Source organism: Yoonia sp. 72 (assembly GCF_034652275.1).
Lineage (GTDB): Bacteria > Pseudomonadota > Alphaproteobacteria > Rhodobacterales > Rhodobacteraceae > Yoonia.
Window position 1 is genome coordinate 400,616 of record NZ_JAXIWG010000001.1, and the last position, 19,752, is coordinate 420,367.

General features: G+C 62.3%; 20 protein-coding genes. 5 read left to right on the forward strand and 15 right to left on the reverse strand.

Annotation, left to right across the window (positions count from 1 at the left end; translation table 11 throughout):
* Window positions 1-15: 15 nt before the first annotated feature.
* The 3 genes from VCK47_RS02100 to VCK47_RS02110 are packed head-to-tail and all read right to left on the reverse strand — an operon-like array spanning window position 16 to window position 2,693.
* Window positions 16-1,083: a maleylacetate reductase gene (locus tag VCK47_RS02100; protein ID WP_322889074.1), complete on the reverse strand. Its 1,068-nt coding sequence runs from the start codon at window positions 1,081-1,083 to the stop codon at window positions 16-18.
* Window positions 1,080-1,727: an alpha/beta hydrolase gene (locus VCK47_RS02105; protein ID WP_322889075.1), complete on the reverse strand. Its 648-nt coding sequence runs from the start codon at window positions 1,725-1,727 to the stop codon at window positions 1,080-1,082. Before VCK47_RS02105 ends, VCK47_RS02100 begins: the two co-directional genes overlap by 4 nt.
* Window positions 1,728-1,736: 9 nt before the next feature.
* On the reverse strand, window positions 1,737-2,693 hold the full coding sequence (locus VCK47_RS02110; RefSeq protein ID WP_322889076.1) for a glyoxalase: 957 nt from the start codon (window positions 2,691-2,693) through the stop codon (window positions 1,737-1,739).
* Window positions 2,694-2,850: 157 nt separating this feature from the next.
* Here VCK47_RS02110 and VCK47_RS02115 point away from each other — a divergent pair, with 157 nt between their 5' ends.
* The 4 genes from VCK47_RS02115 to VCK47_RS02130 all read left to right on the forward strand — a co-directional run bounded on the left by VCK47_RS02115 (window position 2,851) and on the right by VCK47_RS02130 (window position 7,072).
* Window positions 2,851-3,801 carry a LysR family transcriptional regulator gene (locus VCK47_RS02115; protein WP_322889077.1) on the forward strand — a complete coding sequence of 317 codons (951 nt, stop codon included), beginning with the start codon at window positions 2,851-2,853 and terminating at the stop codon, window positions 3,799-3,801.
* Window positions 3,802-3,883: 82 nt separating this feature from the next.
* On the forward strand, window positions 3,884-4,750 hold the full coding sequence (locus VCK47_RS02120) for a DMT family transporter (RefSeq protein WP_322889078.1): 867 nt from the start codon (window positions 3,884-3,886) through the stop codon (window positions 4,748-4,750).
* A 156-nt stretch (window positions 4,751-4,906) separates the two neighbouring features.
* Complete coding sequence (locus tag VCK47_RS02125; RefSeq protein WP_322889079.1) at window positions 4,907-6,043, forward strand: OmpP1/FadL family transporter; 1,137 nt, start codon at window positions 4,907-4,909, stop codon at window positions 6,041-6,043.
* 105 nt (window positions 6,044-6,148) lie between these two features.
* A complete protein-coding gene (locus VCK47_RS02130) occupies window positions 6,149-7,072 on the forward strand; it encodes a DMT family transporter (RefSeq protein WP_416236635.1) in 924 nt (307 codons plus the stop codon).
* On the opposite strand, the gene lpxB is transcribed toward VCK47_RS02130, so the two are convergent.
* The 12 genes from lpxB to pyrH all read right to left on the reverse strand — a co-directional run bounded on the left by lpxB (window position 6,998) and on the right by pyrH (window position 18,709).
* Window positions 6,998-8,149: a lipid-A-disaccharide synthase gene (gene lpxB / locus VCK47_RS02135; RefSeq protein WP_322889080.1), complete on the reverse strand. Its 1,152-nt coding sequence runs from the start codon at window positions 8,147-8,149 to the stop codon at window positions 6,998-7,000. The genes VCK47_RS02130 and lpxB overlap by 75 nt on opposite strands.
* Complete coding sequence (locus VCK47_RS02140; RefSeq protein ID WP_322889081.1) at window positions 8,146-9,024, reverse strand: LpxI family protein; 879 nt, start codon at window positions 9,022-9,024, stop codon at window positions 8,146-8,148. Before VCK47_RS02140 ends, lpxB begins: the two co-directional genes overlap by 4 nt.
* Window positions 9,024-9,806 (reverse strand): acyl-ACP--UDP-N-acetylglucosamine O-acyltransferase, encoded by a 783-nt coding sequence (gene lpxA, locus VCK47_RS02145; protein WP_322889082.1) that lies wholly within the window; start codon window positions 9,804-9,806, stop codon window positions 9,024-9,026. Before lpxA ends, VCK47_RS02140 begins: the two co-directional genes overlap by 1 nt.
* The gene (gene fabZ / locus VCK47_RS02150) at window positions 9,806-10,267 is read right to left on the reverse strand and encodes a 3-hydroxyacyl-ACP dehydratase FabZ (RefSeq protein ID WP_322889083.1); all 462 of its coding nucleotides are present in this window, start codon (window positions 10,265-10,267) and stop codon (window positions 9,806-9,808) included. Before fabZ ends, lpxA begins: the two co-directional genes overlap by 1 nt.
* A 77-nt stretch (window positions 10,268-10,344) precedes the next feature.
* Window positions 10,345-10,866: an OmpH family outer membrane protein gene (locus VCK47_RS02155; protein ID WP_322889084.1), complete on the reverse strand. Its 522-nt coding sequence runs from the start codon at window positions 10,864-10,866 to the stop codon at window positions 10,345-10,347.
* Window positions 10,866-13,190, reverse strand: a complete 2,325-nt coding sequence (gene bamA / locus VCK47_RS02160) for an outer membrane protein assembly factor BamA (protein ID WP_416236636.1) — start codon at window positions 13,188-13,190, stop codon at window positions 10,866-10,868. Before bamA ends, VCK47_RS02155 begins: the two co-directional genes overlap by 1 nt.
* A gap of 90 nt (window positions 13,191-13,280) precedes the next feature.
* Window positions 13,281-14,615, reverse strand: coding sequence for an RIP metalloprotease RseP (gene rseP / locus VCK47_RS02165; RefSeq protein WP_322889086.1), 1,335 nt, complete (start codon window positions 14,613-14,615; stop codon window positions 13,281-13,283).
* Between the two features lie 4 nt (window positions 14,616-14,619).
* Entirely contained in the window at window positions 14,620-15,789 is a 1,170-nt protein-coding gene (gene dxr / locus VCK47_RS02170) for a 1-deoxy-D-xylulose-5-phosphate reductoisomerase (protein WP_322889087.1), read from the reverse strand.
* Complete coding sequence (locus tag VCK47_RS02175; RefSeq protein WP_322889088.1) at window positions 15,786-16,589, reverse strand: phosphatidate cytidylyltransferase; 804 nt, start codon at window positions 16,587-16,589, stop codon at window positions 15,786-15,788. The genes dxr and VCK47_RS02175 overlap by 4 nt, the downstream gene beginning before the upstream one ends.
* 2 nt (window positions 16,590-16,591) lie before the next feature.
* A complete protein-coding gene (gene uppS / locus VCK47_RS02180) occupies window positions 16,592-17,323 on the reverse strand; it encodes a polyprenyl diphosphate synthase (RefSeq protein WP_322889089.1) in 732 nt (243 codons plus the stop codon).
* Window positions 17,324-17,344: 21 nt separating this feature from the next.
* Entirely contained in the window at window positions 17,345-17,908 is a 564-nt protein-coding gene (gene frr / locus VCK47_RS02185; RefSeq protein WP_322889090.1) for a ribosome recycling factor, read from the reverse strand.
* A gap of 75 nt (window positions 17,909-17,983) precedes the next feature.
* The gene (gene pyrH, locus VCK47_RS02190; protein ID WP_322889091.1) at window positions 17,984-18,709 is read right to left on the reverse strand and encodes a UMP kinase; all 726 of its coding nucleotides are present in this window, start codon (window positions 18,707-18,709) and stop codon (window positions 17,984-17,986) included.
* Window positions 18,710-18,766: 57 nt separating this feature from the next.
* On the opposite strand from pyrH, the gene miaA reads away from it, so the two are divergent.
* Entirely contained in the window at window positions 18,767-19,690 is a 924-nt protein-coding gene (gene miaA, locus VCK47_RS02195; RefSeq protein ID WP_322889092.1) for a tRNA (adenosine(37)-N6)-dimethylallyltransferase MiaA, read from the forward strand.
* Window positions 19,691-19,752: the final 62 nt, after the last annotated feature.

Consider the following 19,752-nt stretch of genomic DNA (forward strand, 5'->3'; position numbering starts at 1 on the left):
TCAAGTTTACGGTTTTCAGGTGACAGGCCGCGTCCCTCGCCACGCGTCTGTCAGGATGGTTTTGACGTCATCGCGCGTGAAGGCGCGCGGATTGGCATAGGGCGCGCGCGTCGCAATCTCGGCGGCGCGGTCCAGATCGACCTCTTGCAGCCCAAGATCGGACAGGCGCAGCGGCGCGCCCAGACCCGATGCGAAATCCCACAGCCCGCCGCCGACTTGTCCTCCCAGCAGATCGGCGACGGGTGCGAGTTTGCCCGGCACCGCGACGGCGTTAAAACCGGCGGTATGCGGCAGCATGATCGCATGGGTTTCGGCATGGGGCAGCCCGAAGGACCCGCCCAGCACATGGCAAAGCTTGTGATGCAGCGCCATCGCCACAGACCCCAACACAGTGGAACACAGCCATGCGCCATACAGCACTTCGGCGCGGGCATCGCTGTCGACGGGTTCGGCGATGACGGCGGGCAAACCCTGTTTGAACGCGCGGATCGCGTCCAGCGCCATCATGTCGGTGATCGGGTTGGCATCGGCGGCATAAAGCCCCTCGATCGCATGAGCGATGGCGTTCAGCGCCGATGTGACGGTCATCGAAATGGGCAGGCCGAGCGTCAGATCGACGTCATAGATCACCAGTTCCGGCCGGATCGTGGGATCACGGCGGGTGGTCTTTTCGCCCTTGTCGGTCTCGCCCAGAATATCGGTCATTTCGGACCCGGCATAGGTCGTGGGGATCACCACCTGATCGGCCCCCGTGCGCAGGGCAATCGCCTTGCCCAAGCCCGTCGTGGACCCGCCGCCGATGGCCACGACACAATCCGCCCCGCTCGTCCGATAGGCGGCTATGGCACGGTCGGTCACATCGACGGGCGTGTGCATCGTGGCGTTGGTGAACAGGCCCGCCGCCATGTCGCCCAGCCGGTCCGCAACAGCCTGCGCCTGATCCGCCTGCTGCGGCGTGGACAGCACCAGCGCCTTGCCGCGCCCCAGCGATTGCACGGCATCGCCAACCTGCGCCAGCGTGCCATGCCCAAAGATCACCTTTGTCGTGATCCCCGGAAAGACAAAGGCGCGCGAGCCGCTCATGCCGCGTCGCCCCAGACCGGCGTGCCTTGGGCCAGCGCGCGCAGCATGTCCGACAGCACGGCGATTTCGGTATCCGTCACCTCATGCGGGCGACCGGGGAACATATCGGTGCGCAGACGTGCGCCGGCACGGGTCAGGTCGGCCAGCATCCGGTAATGCGCATCGACAGGAATCCACGGATCGGCGTCGCCACAACTGGCATAAACCGTCAATCCGGCAAGCTGCTTCATCGGCAGCTTGTCTGTTTCAGCACCTATCCGGCAGGCAGTGAAAAGACAGACCGCATCGGCGATCTTCGGCTGGCACATCAGCGTTTCCAACGACAGGCAAGCCCCCTGCGAAAATCCGCAAAGAAGCACAGGCACATCCGGTGCAGCACTGCGTTCGGCATTAATGACCTCTGTCACCTCGCGCACGCCGCCATGCATCGCGATCAGTGTCTCGTCGGTCAAAGGGTCGATGGCGCGCGCGGCGTACCAGCCGTGACCTTCCGATTTCGGCAGGACGTAGCGCACACCCGGTACCGCGACGCGGGCGACGATGCTGTCCAGCATATCCGCCTGCGTCTGGCCGCGCCCGTGCACGACGATGCAGATCACCTGTGCGGCGCCCTGATCGGCCCCGTGGAAAACCGGATCGGTCATCATTCAACCTCAGAAATTCGCAGGCTCGAGCCCGGCTTCCATTTCGGCCTGCCGGTCGGCGAACCACGGCGGGAAGACCAGCGTCTGTCCGATGGCATCGGCGGGTTCGTCCTTGGCCCAGCCCCCCGGCACGGTCCATGCGAGTTCAAACAGCGCACCACCGGGGCTGCGCACATAGCAGGACTTGAAATACATCCGGTCCTTTTGCTCTGAAATATCGGTGAACCCCAGACCCTCGATATGGGCGCGCAGCGCCATCTGGTTGTCCTCGTCGCCGGTGTTCAGCGCCAGATGATGGATCGTGCCGCCCGCCAGCGTCCAAGTGCCTTGGGCCACGTCGGGTTCGTGCAGCACCTCGACGATGGATTTCGCGCCGTCATTGGTGGGGACTGCAAAAACAAGACCCTCATGCGTGTCCGCGATTTTCTCCATCGGCAGGGCAATGGTCAGGAAATCGTCCATCGCGGTGCGGTCCATGACGGAAATCGCGCCGCCATAGATGCCCTTGATCCCGTGTTCGGCACTGATGCCGCGGTCGGGGTTGGCAATCGGTGTGCGGTTGTCGCTGGGGTTTTCGACCAGTTCATGCGGGATGCCGCAGGGATGTTCGAACACCACGCGATCCGCGCCGAAACGCGCGGTCTTGCGCGCGGGCACGCCCATTTCGTTCAGCCGGTTGACCCAGAATTCGCTGGCCCCCACGGGGATTGCCTGCATCACAACCTTGGACTGGTTCGACCCACGCCGCCCGAAAATGCCGGGCTTGGCAAAGGGGAATGTCGTGATGATGGTCGAGGCATCGCCGTTCTTGGCCCCGTAATAGAGGTGATAGACCGGCAGCACGCCGTCGAACAGCACCGTGCGCTTGACCGAATAAAGGCCCAGCGTCTTGGTATAGAAATCGTAATCTTCCTGCACGCCATGCGTGCTGAGCGTCAGGTGATGATAACCGCTGATGCGTGACATGATGTCTCCTCCCTTGGTGTCGAATGCGATGGTGCAGCCTTGGGTTATGGCCAGCCTCCTCGCTGGTCATGGGCCTTTTGCACCGGCTTGATTGCACGCTAGGACCGTGCAACATGTAATAGTATTAAATCTGAGGGCTTCAGCATGACGAATTGCTATGAAGATTGATGAGAAACACCTCGCCCAACTTGCGGCCGTTGTCGAAGCGGGCGGTGTCACCGAAGGCGCGCATCTGCTGGGCATGACGCAACCGGCCGTGTCGCGCACCCTGTCGGCGCTGGAAAAGCGGTTGGGCGAAAAGCTGTTCATGCCGGGCCGCAGGCCGCTGGTGCCTACGATCATCGGGCGGCAACTGGCGGCGCATGGCAAAGTCATTCTGGACGCGGGGCGCAAAGCGTCGGACTCGGTGCGCAGTTTTCAGGCAGGGTCGGCGGGAACCGTGCGGATCGGCGGTGTGCCGTTTTTTATGGATGCGCTGATTTCGCAGATGCTGGGGCAGTTTCAGGTGCAGCAGCCCGATATCTCGATCGACCAGTCCTATGGCAACCTGCCCGAATTGCAGGCGGGGCTGCGGTCGGGCCAGCTCGACATGGCGATCTGTCCGCTGGGCGTGGTCGAACCGGGGTCGGAGCTGGCCTTTACCGAGATCCTGCCGGGGCGCAACGTGATCGCCGCCCGCGCGCGGCATCCGCTGTTCAAGAAGAAATCCATCACCTCGCACGATCTGCTGCGCTATCCGTGGATCGCCCCCCTGCCCGGATCACCGCTGCTGGCAGACCTGCATGCGATCCTGTTGTCTATCGGGGTCAGCGAATTCAACGTGCGCTATACCGGCGGGTCGCTTTTGAGCGTGCTGAACTACCTGCATGAGACCGACGCGCTGACCGTTTTGCCGCAAAGCGTGCTGTTCGCCTTCCGGCAGGACGGGCGGTTCAAGACGCTGCCGATCAAGATACCACAGCCGCAACGCTCGCTTGGGATCCTGACGCTCAAAGAGGCACCAAAGCTGCCCGCCAGCGACAAGCTGACGAAATTCATCATCACGCGCTTCAACGAATTGCGCGGCATCATCCTGCGCCACGAGAACGCGGTGATCTGGGGGACGTGACTGCGGGAGGCTTGCAAAACCGGCGCAGGCTGTCACAAGGGGCGCGCGCATCCGGCGCAGGTTTTCCCGTACAGGTTCCCCGATGAGCACAACCTTGCAAGCGGCGCTGTGGATGGTGGGCGCGATTGTCGCCTTTACCACCATGGCGATCGGCGGGCGCAGCGTGAGTGCCGAGCTCGATACGTTCGAGCTGATGCTTTACCGCAGTGTGATCGGCTTTGGCATCGTGATCGCCATCGCGTGGTACACAGGCGCCATAGGCCAGATTCGCGCGCGCAAGCTGCGGCTGCATCTGGTGCGCAATGTATTCCATTTCACCGGGCAGAACCTGTGGTTCTATGCCATCACCGTGATCCCGCTGGCGCAGGTCTTTGCGCTGGAATTCACCACGCCCATATGGGTTTTGCTTTTGTCGCCGCTGATCTTGCAGGAACGGCTGACGGGAATGGGTATGCTGGCGGCCCTGATCGGTTTCGTGGGTATCCTGATCGTGGCGCGACCGGATCCCGGCAATATCAGTCCGGGGCTGCTGGCGGCCGCGGGCTGCGCTGTCTTCTTTGCGCTCAATGCGATCCTGACACGCAAGCTGACGCGGACCGAAGGGATCACCTCGATCCTGTTTTTCCTGACCGCCACACAAGCAGTATTCGGGCTGATCTGTGCAGGCTATGACGGGGACATCGCGCTGCCTTCGGGCGCGATTCTGCCTTGGGTCGTGGTGATCAGCATTGCGGGACTGGTCGCGCATTTTTGCCTGACCAAAGCGCTGAGCATCGCGCCGGCCAGCACGGTCATGCCGCTGGACTTTGCGCGCCTGCCCGCCATCGCGGTTGTCGGCATGCTGCTTTATGACGAGCCTTTGGAATTGCTGGTCTTTGTCGGTGCCGCGCTGATTTTTCTGGGCAATTACATCAACATCCGGCATGCGGGTCGCGCAGCGATTAACTGAACCGGATGGTTCAATTATTGCGCTGCACTGCGGCGTGACATAATTATGTTACGCTACGACAAAGCCGCGACATGACGCCGCGTCAAGAATTGACGCAGCGATTAGGCACTCCGTAGGGTCTGTTGCATAGAATTTGTTCATGATGGGGATGAGGACATGAAACAGACACTTACCGTCGGCGCGGCATTGCTGATGACGACGTCCATGGCGCAGGCAGGGGGGATTGAACGCTCTGTGCCATCCATGGCCCTGTTGTTCGAGGAAGGAAACTACCTTGAACTGTCGTTCGGCTATGTCACGCCAGAGGTCAGCGGGACACAGGCAATTCCGTTTCTCACTGCGCCGCTTGGGGCAGAGTCGGGAAACATCGCCGACCCTTACAGCATTCTGAGCTTTGGTTATAAAAACCAGATCAACGACAAGATCGCGATTGCGCTGATTATCGACCAACCCATCGGTGCCGGTGTCGAATATGCGTCTGATACAGATTATGCATATGGAGGCGGCATTACACCTTTCGGGTCAACAGCGACCATCGACAGCGTCGGGTTTACAGCCTTGCTTGCTTACTCCCTGCCCAACAACATCACCGTCTACGGTGGTCCGCGCGCTGTGCGCACCTCGGGTGAGGTGGCATTGTTCAACGGCTATACCATGGACTCCTCGCGCGAGACGGACTTTGGCTATGTCGTCGGAGCCGGCTGGGAACGGCCTGACATTGCCGCGCGCGTCTCGCTGACCTATCACAGCGCCATCACGCATGATTTCCGTGCGGATGAAGTCGTGCCCGCCCCCGGGCCGGGTCCAATATCAACGGACTTCTCGACCACCGTTCCGCAGTCACTGACACTCGAAGGTCAGACAGGCATCGCGGCAAACACGCTGTTGTTCGGCTCGATCCGCTGGGTCGAGTGGAGCGAGTTCGATATTTCTCCGGTCGGCTATGGTCTTGCGACAGGCGGCGGCTCGCTGGTGAGCTATGACGATGACGTCGTGACCTACAACCTTGGTGTCGGACGGCGCTTCAGCGACGAATGGTCCGGCGCAATCACCGCAGGCTATGAGGCCAGCCAAGGCGGTTTCTCGGGGAACCTTGGGCCGACGGACGGCAGCACCTCGCTGGGCGTCGCGGCGACCTATACGATGGGGGATATCCGCATCACAGGCGGTGCGCGCTATATCTGGATCGGCGATGCTGAAACAGAAGCACCGGGCGCGCCAGGGGTTACCCTCGGTCAGTTCCAAGAAAACTCGGCCGTCGCGCTGGGGCTTCGGGTCGCTTACAACTTCTAAGGTCCGTATTCTATAAACCAAAGCCCCGCCCTCACCGGCGGGGCTTTTTCATTCTGCGCATGATCCGGCTTGCGCTGGCGGTGCGGGCAGGATCAAACCTGCGCCATGATCCTCACACAAAAAGCCATGTCCGGCCGCGCCTGGGCGGAAATACTGATCCTGTCGCTGATCTGGGGCGCATCGTTCCTGTCGGTGCATGTCGCACTGGAGGAAATCGGCCCGCTGACCTCGGTCGCGCACCGGACATTCTGGGCGATGCTGATTCTGTGGGGCTATGTCGCGATCCGTCGCCTGCCCCTGCCACGCAGCCCTGCGGTCTGGTTGGCGTTTCTGGTCATGGGACTGCTGAACAACGTCATCCCGTTCAGCCTGATGGCCTGGGGGCAGCTGCACATCGAGACCGGCCTGACCGCGATCATGAACGCCTCGACCGCGATTTTCGGCGCGATCACGGCGGCGGTGTTTCTGGCCGATGAACGGCTGACCCTGCGCAAGGCGGTGGGTGTGGGCCTTGGCTTTCTGGGCGTGGCCACGGCCATCGGGTTGCAGGCGCTGACCCAGTTTGACCTGCGGTCCTTGGGCCAGCTGGCGGTACTGGGCGGTGCGATCAGCTATGCCTTTGCAGGTGTCTGGGCGCGCAAGCACCTATCCGGCCTGACGCCACAAGTCGCCGCTGCGGGGATGCTGACAGGGTCGAGCCTGATCGCCCTGCCCTTGGCGTGGTCCATCGAAGGCCCGATCAATCTGGCCTTGCAGCCGCAGACCTGGGCCGCCATCGGATACTATGCCGTGATGGCAACGGCGCTGGCCTATCTGCTCTATTACCGCGTGCTGGCTATGGCGGGCAGCGGCAATCTGATGCTGGTCACGCTGCTGGTCGCCCCCGTCGCGATCATCTTGGGCGCGGTCGTGCTGGGCGAGGCGCTGCCTTTGCGCGCCTATGCCGGTTTTGCGCTACTCGCCACCGGTCTGGTCATCCACGATGGCCGCGTTGTCAAGGCGATCCAACACCGCGCGCGCCGCGCGTAGCCCCGGTGCCTCGCCCCCGCGCCCGAGCCTATCCATCGTCAGATCCATCGCTGCCTGCTGCGCTGTCGGGTTGGCCAGCACGGCCAAGACCGCATCGGCGATGGGTTCCGGCTGGCAGGCCTTGCCGATGAACTCCGGCACCGTGCGGGTGTCGCTGACCAGATTGACCAGCGTGACAGTATCGACCAGCAGCATGCGCGAAATGATGATCCGGCTGAGCCACGCCATGTCATAGGCGATCACCATCGGCGTCCCGTTCGCAGCCAGTTCCAGCGACACCGTGCCAGAGGCTGCGAGTGCTACATCCGCGCGGCGGAACCATGCGGGTTTGTCAGGGCTGGCAGGCGGCAGCACGGTGACCGGCACGGACCAATCCGCCACCTGCGCCTGCACCAGATCATGCACATTGGCCGTGGTGGGAATGACAAACCGCGCATCCGGCACCTGTACCGCGATCCGTGCCACGGCCTGCCCGAACCGGGGGGCAAGGCGGCTCACCTCGCTTTTGCGGCTGCCGGGCAAGACCAGCACGACGGTGCCAACGCCCAAGGCGGCGGCCTCTTCGGCGCTGGCAATCGGATCGGTCACCACCGGATGGCCGACGAAATCGCAGGCCATACCGGCGGCCTGCATCAAGGGCGGCTCGAACGGGAACAGCGCCAGCACGTGGTCGATATGATGCGCCATATGCGCGGCACGCTTGGGCCGCCATGCCCAGACGGTCGGGGCCACGTAATGCACGGTGCGGATCGTGCTGCGCGCCTTGACCAGTTTGGACACACGAAGGCAGAAATCGGGGCTGTCGATGGTGATCAGCACATCGGGCTGGGTCTGTACGACCGCCTCGGCCATCTGCGCGATGCGCCGCTTCAAAGCGCGGTATTTGGGCAGGATTTCGGCCAGCCCCATGACGCTGAGTTCATCCATGGGAAAGCGGCTCACCAGCCCTTCGGCCTGCATCAGCGGCCCGCCGACCCCGTCAAAGGTCACACCGGGGCGGAGCGTTTTCAGCCCCGCCATCAGCGCAGCACCCAGCTTGTCGCCCGACGCTTCGCCCGCGATCAGGAACACTCTCATGCGCCACCTTTTGGGCGGACCCAGAAACAGGCACCTGCCCGTTCCAGCGTGGCGATGATCTGCGGCGCGTCCAGCACGATGACGCCGCCCGCCTCGACCACGATGGCTGAGAGCCCAGCAGCGACCGCGCCGCGCGCCGTCTCTGGCCCGATCACCGGCAGGTCGGCGCGCCGGTCCTGCGCGGGCTTCGGGGCTTTGAACAGCACCGCACCGCGTGCATCGACGGGCGCGCCGTCCGGCCCGCTCAGCCATTCGGCGGCGGTGCCGAGCAGGTCGCCCATCAGATCGACACCGCCCCAAAGCGGGTCACCCGAAGGGGCAAACCGCGCGATCATTGCATCCGTGCCAGCCTGATCCTCGCGCGCGATCACGCGGCCTTGGCGCACAAGGCAGGCTTGCCCCGTGTCTGCAGCCCCCATCGCCGCGATGGTCTGTTCGCCCAGCACAGCATCAAGCCGCAGTTGCGGCGACAGGCGGCCAGCAAGGACGCCAGCGGCAGGCAACAGATCAGGCGCTAGCTCATGCGCGGCGACCACCTCAAAGCCTGCATTTTCAAAGATCGCGATCACGCCGCGCAACGTGCCGTCGTCGCCTTTGGCCATCGCGGCTTGCAGGCCTGCGACCAGTGGCAAAGTCGCGGCATCGATCTGTGCGGGGTCAATCACCGGTCGTTTGACAGCACCCGCCATGCAGACCCGCGTGACACCGCGCGCTTTCAGATGCGCCAGAAACGTGCCCAGCTGTTCGATGCGAAAGGTGATGTCGGGCGTGATCTGGGGCGCAAAGCCGTGCAACGCGCAGACAATCGGGCGCGCCGCGAGCCGCGCCAACAGCGCGGGCGGCAGATCACCCGTGCCTGCGATCAGCGCCAGCATCAGCCGGGCGTCAGGAAATTACGGTCGGACGGGCCTAGGATAAAGCGGACCATGTCCTGCACATAAGGACTGTCGCTTTCGGTGCCAAGCTTGCGGGCACGATCCTGAAAATTGCCTTCGCCGTCTTTCAGCATCTGGAACGCCGCGCGCAGCGCGGTGATATCGGTGCGGTCCACGCCTTTGCGTTTCAGACCGACAAGGTTCAGCCCGTCGAGCACCCCGCGCGGTCCCTGCACCAGCCCGTGCGGGACGACATCCGCCGTCACCATCGTGACCGCGCCGATGATCGCGCCCTGCCCGATGCGCACCCATTGATGCACACCGCACAAGCCGCCGATGATGACGTCATCCTCAATCACGCAATGGCCCGCCACGGCGGAATTGTTGACGATGATGACACGGTCACCGATCTGCGCGTCATGCGCGATATGGCAGCCCGCCATGAACAGCCCGTCATCGCCCACACGTGTGATCCCGCCGCCTTGGGCGGTGCCCGTGTTGATCGTCACATGCTCGCGGATGCGGTTGCGCGCGCCGATGCGCAATTGCGTCTTTTCGCCCGCGAATTTCAAATCCTGCGGGATTTCCCCGATCACGGCAAAGGGAAAGATCGTCGTGCCCGCGCCTATATGGGTATCGCCATCCACCACCACATGGCTTTTCAGCGTCACACCATCGCCCAAGACCACATCAGGCCCGATCACACAGAACGGACCCACCGTGCAATCAGCAGCAATGCGCGCGCCTTGCGCGATCACCGCACTGGGGTGGATGCCCGCCATCAGCCTTGCAGGTCCATCATCGCGGTGAATTCCGCCTCGGCGGCCAGTTCGCCATCGACCGTCGCCACACCCTTGAAGCGCCAGACCTTGCCGCCGGGTTTGCCGCGTGTGGTTTCGACGCGCATTTCCAGCACGTCACCCGGAACCACCTTGCGGCGGAATTTGCATCCGTCGATGGCCATGAAATAGACCAGCAGGTCACCGTTGATCAGCCCCAGCGACGCGCCGACCATCACCGCACTTGTCTGCGCCATCGCCTCGACGATGGTAACGCCGGGCATGATCGGGTTGCCGGGGAAATGGCCTTGGAAATAGGGTTCGTTCATCGTCACGTTCTTGATGCCCACAGCCGAGGACGTGCCGTCGATGCTGTGGACCTTGTCGACCAGCAGGAACGGATACCGGTGCGGCAGGATTTTCTGGATCAGCTGGATATCGGCGGTTGTGACGGGCTCGGACATATGTGGTTCCTTGTCTTGACGGGTCCCGTAAGGGATTGGCCTTGCCTAGCAAGCCGCGGCGGGCACGGCAAGCGTGGCTAGCGGGTCCCGTCGCCCAGTCTCTCGTCAATGCGGGCAATCGCGTCATCGGTAATATTGGCCGTGCGTACCGACAAAACGACGTTGCGCTGTTCCAGCACCATCGCCGCCCCGCGTTCCAACATCAGGGTGCCTACGATTTCCTGCACGCGTTCCTCGAATGCAGCGCGCGCTTGCGCGGCTTCGGCGGCCAGTTCGCCGTTCTTGGCGTCACGGGCGCGGCGCACTTCTTGCACCTTGGCGTCAAAGGCCGCTGCCTCCGCGCGGAAGGCAGCTGGGTCCATCGTGGCGCGGCGCTGGGTCAGACTGCGTTCTTCTTCGGTCAACGCAGCGACGATGGCGTCATTTTCAGCTTGCAGTTCGGCCGTGCGGCCAGCCAGATCCGACGTGATCCGGCGGCCGTATTGCGTCTCGAAAAACAGCCTGTCGCTGTCGATAATCAGAACCTGCGGCCCCGATTGCTGCGCGGCTGCCGGCAAGGCCAGAAGCAACCAGACAGCAATCGCGCGCCACAAGATCATCAGAAATTGGTCGAGATCGTGACGTCGAAGGCCCGCGTGCGGTCGCGGTCCTGCACGTCAAGTGGTTCGGTAAAGTTGAACCGCAACGGACCGATAGGGGTGGTCCAGAAGATCGATGCACCGACCACGGACCGGGCGGTGAAATCGTCATAATCCACCTGCCCCGCATAGCCCGAATCCCAGACAGACCCGTAATCGTAGAACACACCACCCGACAGACCGTATTCGCTGGGCAGGCCCAGCGGGAATTCCGCCTCGAGCCGCGCCACGGCAAACGCGTTGCCACCGATGGCATCGTCAAAGGGTTCCAGCGACCGTGGTCCGATCCCGCCGGCCTCGAAGCCGCGCATCAGGCGGCTGCCAAGGAAAAAGCGGTCGGTCACGCGGCTCTGGCCTTCTTGATAGTCCAGATAGCCGCCTTCAACGGTTGCACGCAGAGTGACTTCTTCGTTCAGCACCTTCGTTTCGGCACCGGCAAAAGCCGTCGTTTTGATGAACTGCGCATCACCGAAACCGAATTCCTGCCCAAAACGCAGGATATAGCCGGTGTTCGGGTCAATTCCCGCGCGGCGCGAATCCCAGCTGTAGGAATAGCCCAGCGAATTGGTCGTCACCGCGCCAATGTCTTCTTCCTGTTGCAGGATCGGGCTGGCATCGTCAGACACATTCGTCAGGTCGGCATAGTTGAATGCATAAAACACTGTCAGGCGCCCGTTGTCGCTGACCGGAAAGGCAAGCGACGGGCTGAACCGGAAGGTCTGCGTGTCGTAGCGGGCGTTTTCGTTGTCGGTCTGCCCGTAAGACAGTTCGATCCCGCCGCGCAGGTCACGGCCCAGAAGCTGCGGTTCAGCAAACCGGAAGCTGAGGCGCTGGTTCGTCTCGGCGGTCGAGATATCGAAATCGAGCCGCTGCCCGCGTCCCTGAAAGTTACTTTGCCCGTAGGAAGCGACCAGCCCAAGCCCCGTGTCGGTGTTGAAGTTCGCGCCGAAGCTCAGCGTGCCGGTCGGACCTTCGGTGACATCGACATCAACGATCACCTGATTGGCGGAAGACCCCTGCCGTGTTTCGACATTGGCGTTCTGGAAGAAACCCAAACCACGGATGCGACGCGCGGAATCGCGGATCTCGCGCGGGTTGAACGGGTCACCCTCGACCACACGGACCTGATTGCGGATCACACGGTCAAGTGTCGTGCTGTTGCCCTGAATGTCGATCCGTTCGACGAAAACGCGCGGTCCCTCGGTCAGCACATATTCCAGATCCAGCGTCAGCGTGCGGTCATTGCGGGTGATCCGCGGTTCGACCTGCACGAAATTGACATTGCGCTGCACGGCCAGACGTTCCAGCCGCGTGATATCGGTTTCGATTGGCACGGGCGAATAGACCGACCCCGGGCGCGTGCGGATTGCGTCTTGAAACGGGGTCGGATCAACGCCGGGGATGGCGCTGCTGACAGTAACAGTGCCAAAGTTGAAACGCTGGCCTTCACGCAGATTGAACGTCACCAGATAGGCATCGCGTTCGGGCGTCAGCGCCACATCGACGTTAAGCACTTCGAAATCGGCATAGCCGCGCGAGCGGTAGAAGTCGGTCAGCAACACACGGTCCTGCGCGATACGGTCCGGAGAAAAAGTATCCCGTGTCACCAGCGCACGCAGCAATCCGGCCTGTTTGGTGTCCAGCACGCGGCGCAAACGCCCTTCGGAATAGGTGCGGTTGCCAAGGAAGGAAATACGCTCGATCTCGGTCACACCGGATTCGGTGACTTCAAACACCAGATCGACGCGGTTGTCGGCCAGCCGGATGATGCGCGGCGTCACGACGGCGTTGATGCGGCCCTGACTGGCATAGACCTGCGTGATCGCATTGGTGTCGGCTTCGGCCTGCACGGGGTTGAACACGCGGCGCGGTTCGCTTTGCAGCAAGGGCAGAAGCTGCGCATCGCGGATGCGGCTGTTGCCTTCGATGCTGATGCGGTTGATCGTGGGGAATTCCACAACGCGGATCAGTAAGGTGCCGCCCTGCGGGACCACATCGACGGTTTCAAACAGGCCGGATTCCCGGATGCGTTGGGCTGCATCGTTCAGTTCGGCCGCTGACAAGGACGCGCCCGCGCTGATGCCCGCGAATGTCAGGATCGTGCCGTCGGCCACGCGCTGGTTGCCTTCGATCGCTACGCTGTTGAAGGCAAAGCCCTGCGCCCCTGCGGCACCGGCGGTCATAACCGCCAGACCCGTCACCGTTGCGACCACCTTTGCCGTCGCCACGCCCTGCGCCCAAGCGCGCCCACCAAATCCCTGCATTTCGTCCGCCTGTTCTGACATCCCGGTTGCAAACGGAGTAGCCGCAATAAAAGCCGATGTCAAAACGACAAAGCCCAGCAAAGCGCCGCTTTGCCGGTCGGCGTCACAGGCTCAGGGGCAAAAGATCGTGTCGTTGAGGATGGTGAACGACAGCATGGTCAGGATCAGCGCCAGACCGATGAACATGAACACCTGTACCGCGCGCTCGCTTGGCTTGCGGCGGGTCACACCTTCATAGGCGTAGAACATCAGATGACCGCCATCCAGAACGGGGATCGGAAAGAGATTGATCAGCCCCACCGCCGCCGACAACGCCCCGATGAACCAGATAAAACTTTGCGTGCCTTGGCGTGCCATCGACCCGCTGGTTTCGGCAATGCCCACAGGACCCGAGAGGTTACAGGTGGAAATCTGCCCGATGATGATGTGCCGCAACGCGGAAAGCGAGGTTGTGGCGGTATTCCACAAACCTTCGACACCTAGGCGGCCAGCCTCGAGAATACCCACGGCCTCGGTCTGGGGGCTGAAAACGATATCGCCCGAAATCCCGATCCGGTACGTCTGCGCAAACCCGCCTTGGGGTTGCGGCTCGTCGGTGATGCGCGGCGCAAGCGTCACGTTCAGGTCCCGCCCCTGTCGCCAGACGGTCAGGTCAAGTGGCGCACCTTCGGCGGCGATGACCTTTTCCTGCAACTGGCGGAATGCGAAAATCGGGTCGCCATCGACCGTACGGATCACATCGCCGATCCGCAGCCCCGCATCATCGGCAGCAGACCGTGGCGCCAACGCGATCACAACGGGCGGCATCAGATAAGGTCCTTCCACGTCGCGCGTTTGCCCGTCGCGCATGATCTGGTAGGTCAGACGGTCCTGTAGCGGGACAAGATCCAGCAAAGACACCTCACGCGTGGGGTCAATGAAGGCGATCCCCTCGACGGCCAGCAGCACGTCGCCCTCGCGCAGATCAGACGGGGTTTCGGCAGGCAAGGCGCGGATGGCACCGATCGTGAAGGGTTCGGCCACGCGCCCCTGATACATGATTGAGCCGGTGAAGATCGCGATGGCGAGGATGAAGTTGAACACAGGCCCCGCCGCCACCGTCAGCGTACGCGCCCAAAGCGGCGCACCCGTCATCGTACGGCGCGCGTCGCTATCAGCGACAGTGCCGTCAGAGCCTACGCTCGCGGCATTGGCGTCACCCAGAAACTTGACATAGCCGCCCAAAGGCAAGGCCGCGACCTGCCAGACCGTGCCTCGCGCGTCCTTGCGGCTGTAGATCACGGGGCCAAAACCAAGCGAGAACACCTCTGCATGGATCCCACACCAGCGCCCGACGATGTAATGGCCGTATTCATGGATCGCCACGATGACCGACAAGGCCACGACGAAGGCCACGATCATGAAGGCAAAATTGCCGAAAACCGGCACGAATTGCATCAGGTCCAAAACGTCATCCCATCTGTCTTGCGATTTCGCCCGCGTAAATACGGGCCAGCCTGTCGGCCTCCAGCACGTCATCTAGGGTCACATCGCGGATTTGCAGCCCGCCGCCCGATGACATTTTGTCCAGCGTCGCGGATACGACCCCCGACATCTGTAGAAAACCGATCTCGCCCGCGATGAACGCATCAAGCGCGCGCTCCTTGGATGCATTGAAAACCGCCCCCGCCAGACCGCCTGTTTCCATCACGTGCCGCGCCAGCGCCAGTGCGGGATAGCGGTCCTCGTCGGGGGCCTCAAAAGTCAGCGATCCGATTTTCGCAAGATCAAGCCGTTCGACAGGCAGGTGCCGCCGGTCTGGCCAATGCAGCGCATAGCCGATGGCATGGCGCATATCGGGCGGGCCGACATGCGCCATCAGCGCGCCATCGTTGAAGCCAACCAGCGCATGTATCAAGCTTTCACGGTGCACCAGCACTTCGATCACGCTGGAAGGTACACCAAAGAATTCTTTGGTTTCAATCAGCTCCATCGCCTTATTAAACATCGACGCGGAATCGATCGTGATCCGCTGGCCCATGTCCCAGTTGGGATGGCTTGATGCTTCGGCCAATGTGGCCTGCGCCAGCCTATCCTTGGGCCAGTCGCGAAACGCGCCCCCGCTTGCGGTGATGATGACGCGTTCGACCGCTTTCATATCCTCGCCCACCAGCGCCTGAAAAACGGCGGAATGTTCGCTGTCCACAGGTAGGATCGTGGCGCCCGCCGCCTGTGCCCGCGCCATCAGCAAAGGCCCCGCTGTGACAAGCGATTCCTTGTTGGCCAGCGCCAGCGTCGTGCCATGATCCAGTGCCGTCATTCCTGGAACCAACCCCGCCGACCCGATGATCGCGGACAGCGCCCAATCGACTGGGCGCGCGGCCGCGTCCTTGATCGCAGTCTCGCCTGCGGCGGCGGCGATCCCCGTGCCGGCCAGCGCATCTTTCAAAGCGGCATAGCAGCTGTCATGACAGGTCACCGCAATCTCGGCACGTAAAGCAATGGCATCCTTGGCTAATTGTGCAATGTTGTTACCACCTGTCAGCGCCACGACCTGATAGGCATCAAGGTCGCGCGCAATCAGGTCAACCGCGCTTTGCCCGACCGATCCGGTGGCACCGAACAGCGTGATCCGCCTCAAAACGCAACCCCGGGGATGTCGAACACGTCAGCGACCAGCAACATGAACAAGGCCCCGCCAAGAAGGGCGTCGAACCGGTCGAACAATCCGCCATGCCCGGGAATCAGCGTCGAGCTATCCTTGACCCCCATCCGCCGTTTCAGCGCACTTTCGGCGATATCACCCATCTGTCCGGCAAAACTGAGCGCCATAGAAATCGGCACGATCACCAGCCCGACATTGGTGAACAGCATAAAAACCCCGCCCACCAGCGCCGCACCAATCCAGCCTGCAACCGTGCCGGACCATGTTTTCTTGGGGCTGTAGCGCGGCCAGAATTTCGGCCCGCCAAAGGCTTTGCCAGCAAAATAGCCGAAGATATCGGTCACGATCACCACCGACATCAGCCAGAGCAGCCATGTGAAGCCGAAATCATTGCGGAAATGCACAAGCCCCCAGCCTGCGACCTGAATCCCCAGCGCGAAGACAAAGAACGTCTTGATCTCGGTGCGCAGTTGCGTGGCACCCAACACAGGGGCGACAAGGAACAGCAGCATCCCCCATTGGCTGTCGTAAGCCAATTGTCCCGACATGACGGATGCAACAAGGGCGGCCAGCAGCATCCCCTTGGTCGGCTCGTTGGGGCGGATCATCATCCAGAGTTCCCAGACCATCACCGCGCTGACAAAGACGACCAGCATCTGGAACCAGACGCCGCCCAAGATCACACCGACTGCCCCAATCACCGTCATCGCGACGCTTGACGCGATGCGGATGCTCAGATCGTCCCATTTGGCGGGGTTTGGCGGCAGGCCGGTCATGCTCAGGCCAGCACGGCGCCAAAGCGGCGTTCGCGCTGCCCGTATTTGGCCAGCACACGCCCGAATTCAGCAGCGGTGAAATCAGGCCAGAGCGTGTCGACGAATTCATATTCCGCATAGGCCGACTGCCAGAGCAAGAAATTGGAAATCCGCGCCTCGCCGCTGGTGCGGATCACAAGGTCGGGGTCGGGCAGAACATGGGTGTCAAGAAAGCGCGCCAGTGTTTCGGCATCGACATCCTTGTGGGTCAGGCGGCCCATCTCGATCTCGTAGGCAAGGCGCTTGGCGGCGCGTGTCACCTCGTCCCGGCCGCCATAGTTCAGCGCGATGGTCAGGTGGATCAGATCATTGCCTGCGGTCAGCAATTCAAGTTCGTCCATCAAACTGACCAGCTTTTCATCCAGCCGGATGCGGTCACCGATGAACCGGACGCGCACGCCGTTGTCCAAGAGCGCCTGCGCCTCGCGCTGGATATATTTGCGAAACATCAGCATCAGGCCCGCAACCTCGGTCTGGGTGCGTTTCCAATTCTCTGTCGAAAAGGCGAACAGGGTCAGGTATTTGACGCCATGTTCGGGGCAGGCTTGCAGCACCTCGCGCACGCGGCGCGCACCGGCGTGGTGGCCGAACAGGCGCGGCCGCCCGCGTTGCTGCGCCCAACGGCCATTGCCATCCATGATGATCGCCACATGGGCGGGGCCGTTGCCGGTCGTCGTGTCAAGCTCTTGGCGCATCACGGCCCCTTTCGGCAGGTGTCAGACCTGCATGATTTCCGCTTGTTTCGTCTCGAGCGTCTCGTCGACCAGCTTGATATGCGTGTCGGTCAGTTCCTGCACGGTGGATTCCCAGAATTTCTGGTCATCCTCGGACAGACCGTCGGCCTTGGCTTTCTTGATCTGGTCCATCCCGTCGCGGCGCAGGTTGCGGATCGAGACGCGGGCCTGTTCGGCATAGTTGCCCGCGACCTTGGTCAGTTCGCGGCGACGTTCTTCGTTCAATTCGGGAATCGGCAGCATGATGATCGTGCCATTGAGTTGAGGATTGATCCCCAACCCACTGTCGCGGATTGCTTTCTCCACCTTACCTACCAACGCCTTGTCCCAGACGTTGATTGTCACCATCCGCGGTTCGGGCACGTTCACCGTGCCGACCTGGTTGATTGGCGTGGGCGATCCGTAGGCATCGACCATGATCGGCTCCAGCATCGACCCGGACGCGCGGCCTGTGCGCAGGGACGCCAGTTCGACGCGCAGATTGGCGATGGCCCCGTCCATGCGGCGGGCCAGATCGTCGGTATCGAGTTCAAAATCGTCAGCCATTTTCCTGCTCTTCCTTCGTCACGCGCGGCGTTGATGTCCTCTAAGGCAAAGCCGCCCTATTGTATAGACCGAGGGTTAATCCCGCACGGTGGTATAGGTGCCCTCGCCTGCCAGAATACCTTTGAACCCGCCCGGTTCATCCAGCGAGAACACGATGATCGGCAGGTTGTTGTCACGCGCCAGCGCGATGGCGCTCGCATCCATGACGCCCAGATGCTTTTGCAGCACCTCGTCGTAGCTAACGACATCGTAGCGTACGGCATCGGCGTGTTTGACGGGGTCCTTGTCATAGACGCCGTCAACCTTGGTGCCTTTAAAGATCGCCTCGCAGTTCATTTCATTGGCGCGCAGCGTCGCCGCCGTGTCGGTCGTGAAATAGGGGTTGCCGGTGCCTGCGGCGAAGATACAGACGCGCTTTTTCTCCAAGTGCCGCACGGCGCGGCGGCGGATATAGGGCTCGGCCACCTCGTTCATGGTGATGGCGGAAATCACGCGGGTATGGATGCCCAGTTCTTCCAGCGCGGATTGCATCGCAAGTGCGTTCATCACGGTCGCGATCATCCCCATATAATCGGCGGTCGTGCGTTCCATGCCCTGTGCGCTGCCTTGCAGCCCGCGAAAGATATTCCCGCCGCCGATGACCATGCAGATCTCGACACCAAGGTCATGGACAGATTTCACCTCGCGCGCGATGCGCTGCACGGTGGGCGGATGCAGGCCGAAGGCCGTGTCGCCCATCAGCGCCTCGCCCGAGATTTTCAGCATGACGCGTTTATAGGTGGTTTTTGCTTTTTCGGTCATGGAATTCCCCTGTCGCGCCGGTTTGGCGCAAAATGTCGCAAAACGGGTCGAGGTTCAATGGCGCTTGTCGGGTCTCGGCGGTATGGATGGCGCATGTTGACCATCGCCCCCGATATGCCCGTGCTGATCGCCGGGCCCACCGCGTCCGGCAAATCCGCGCTGGCGCTGGAGATTGCGCAGCGCCAAGGCGGGATCATCGTGAATGCCGATGCCTTGCAGGTGTTCGCAGGCTGGCAGGTGCTGACCGCGCGGCCATCTGACAGTGATCTGGCCCGTGCGCCGCATACGCTTTATGGGCATGTGCCTTTTGATGCGGCCTATTCTGTGGGGCACTGGCTGCGCGATCTGGCGCCTTTGCTGCAAGGACCCGCGCGCCCGATCATCGTGGGCGGGACGGGGTTGAATTTTCACGCGCTGACCTGCGGTCTGGCCGAAATCCCCGCAACACCCGACGCAATCCGCGCCGAGGCGGACCGCATCGCCCTGCCCAATCTGATCGCTGGGCTGGATGCCGCGACCCGTGATCGGATCGACCTGCACAACCGGATGCGGGTGCAGCGCGCATGGGAGGTGCGGCGCGCCACAGGCCGCAGTCTGGCCGATTGGCAGGATGCGACGCCTGCGCCGCTTTTGCCGCTGGACCGGACGGTGGCGATCACGCTGGATGCGCCCAAAGACTGGCTCGACGACCGGATCGCGCGGCGGTTCGATATGATGCTGGACTCAGGCGCGCTGGACGAGGCGCAGGCGATGCTGCCGCATTGGAACCCCGCGCATCAATCGGCCAAGGCCATCGGCGCACCCGAACTGATCGCGCATCTACAAGGGCAGATGACCCTACCGCAAGCGCGCGAGGCCGCGATCATCGCCTCGCGGCAGTATGCCAAGCGCCAGCGCACGTGGTTTCGCGCGCGCCACAAGGCATGGCACCCGTTGCGCGCCGACAATCCTGATATTTCTGCAACACTCCTCCTGCGGTAATATTAACGGATTGATCGGTGGCGGGATTGGCGACAGAATCAGGCAAAACAAAACCTTGAGGC